The sequence below is a fragment of the Treponema endosymbiont of Eucomonympha sp. genome, assembly GCF_001028545.1.
Genome location: NZ_BBPW01000131.1, coordinates 1 through 1,942 on the forward strand (window position 1 = coordinate 1; position 1,942 = coordinate 1,942).

The 1,942-nt window shown below is 58.1% G+C and carries 2 protein-coding genes; both read right to left on the minus strand.

Annotation, left to right across the window (positions count from 1 at the left end):
• Positions 1 to 962 (minus strand): glutamine synthetase III family protein (locus tag AWU74_RS14225; RefSeq protein ID WP_498067480.1); only part of this gene is annotated, 962 nt, incomplete at its 3' end.
• Positions 913 to 1,942, minus strand: a 1,030-nt coding sequence (locus tag AWU74_RS14230; protein WP_498067481.1) for a glutamine synthetase III domain-containing protein, incomplete at its 5' end; no start/stop codon positions are given. The genes AWU74_RS14230 and AWU74_RS14225, both read right to left, overlap by 50 nt.

Consider the following 1,942-nt stretch of genomic DNA (forward strand, 5'->3'; position numbering starts at 1 on the left):
GACAGTCTTTTCTTGATGCGCCGACAGACACCGCTCCTGAACAGCAAATCGCCATAGGTCGGGAACGGCAGGTATTCCGCGCCCAGCAGGGCTTCAATTTCGTCCGCGACCGCCCGCGTTTCCTGCATAAGCGGGACGATTTTTTTGGCGTACTCATTCGCGCACGTGCGGGCGTCGGCGATAGCATTGGTCTTGCCCTGCGCCGATTCAAGCCTCGCGGCGTTGCCTGAAAGCTTGTCGGCAAGTCCCGACAGCTTGACCGCAAGCTCGCTTTCGGCTTTGCACGCGGCGCTCGGCACAAGTTCCTTCACCTTGAGCGCGGTCTTCGCAATGTCTTTGAGGTATCTGAATGCCGCCGGCAGGATATCCTTGTGTATCATATCCGTCATAGTAAGCACTTCGATGCTCAGCGTCTTGCAATAGCCTTCGAGCAGGATTTCATACCGCGACCGTACCTCCACTTCGCTCAGCACGCCGTGCTTTGCAAACAGGTCTATGCTTTTCTTGCTTACAAAGGCGTCGAGCGCTTCGGGCGTCGTGCGCAGGTTTGCCAGCCCGCGTTTTTCCGCTTCGGCGACCCACGCTTCATCATAGCCGTTGCCGTTGAAGATTATCCGCTTGTGCGCCTTAATGGTGTCCTTGATGAGCGCGTTCAGTTCGCTGGTAAAATCCTTCGCCTTTTCGAGCTTGTCGGCGAACTCCCGCAATATCTCCGCGACAATGGTGTTCAGCATATAGTTTGGGCACGCGATAGAATGCGTCGAGCCGACCATTCGGAACTCGAACTTGTTGCCAGTGAACGCAAACGGAGAAGTGCGGTTACGGTCGGTGGTGTCTTTCGGGAAGCGCGGCAGCACGTTTACGCCGATAGTCATATCCACTTTTTCTTTCTTGCCGTAGAGTTTGCCGCTTTCAAGCGCGTCGAGGATGCCGGTCAGCTCTTCGCCGAGGAAAACGGACACTATCGCGGGGGGGCGCTTCGTTCGCGCCGAGGCGATGGTCGTTTCCGGCGGTCGCCACGGACACGCGAAGCACGTCCTGATATTCGTCGATAGCCTTGATAATCGCGGTCAGAATGAGCAGGAACTGCGCGTTCTCGCTGGGCGAATCGCCGGGCTCCAGCAGGTTCAAGCCGGTGTCGGTGGAAATCGACCAGTTGTTGTGCTTGCCCGACCCGTTTATGCCCGCAAACGGTTTTTCGTGGAGGAGGCACACCAGTCCGTGCTGGAGCGCGACCTTCTTCATAATCTCCATTGTGAGCTGGTTATGGTCGGTCGCCACGTTCGACGTGCTGAAAATCGGCGCAAGCTCGTGCTGCGCGGGCGCGACCTCGTTGTGTTTGGTCTTTGCCGGCACGCCGAGCTTCCACAGCTCGGTGTCGAGGTCTTTCATATACTCGACGATTCGCTGCTTCAAGGCGCCGAAATAGTGGTCTTCAAGCTCCTGCCCTTTCGGGGGCTTCGCGCCAAACAGCGTCCGCCCCGTATAGAGCAAGTCTTTCCGCCGGTCGTGCAGCGCCTTATCGATAAGGAAGTATTCTTGCTCCGCTCCGACGGTGGTGAGCACTTTTTTTGCCGTCGTGTTGCCGAACAGCCTCAAAATGCGGAGCGCCTGCTTGTCGAGCGCTTCCATAGAGCGGAGGAGCGGGGTCTTTTTGTCGAGCGCTTCGCCCGTATAGGAACAGAACGCCGTCGGAATGCACAGCGCGCCGTCCTTTATGAAGGCAAACGACGTGGGGTCCCACGCCGTATAGCCGCGGGCTTCAAACGTGGCGCTGATTCCGCCCGACGGGAAGCTGGACGCGTCCGGCTCGCCTTTTACCAGCTCTTTGCCGGAGAACTCCATGATGACGCCGCCGTCAGGGGTCGGCGAGATGAAGCTGTCGTGCTTTTCCGCCGTAATGCCGGTCATCGGCTGGAACCAGTGGGTAAAGTGCGTCGCG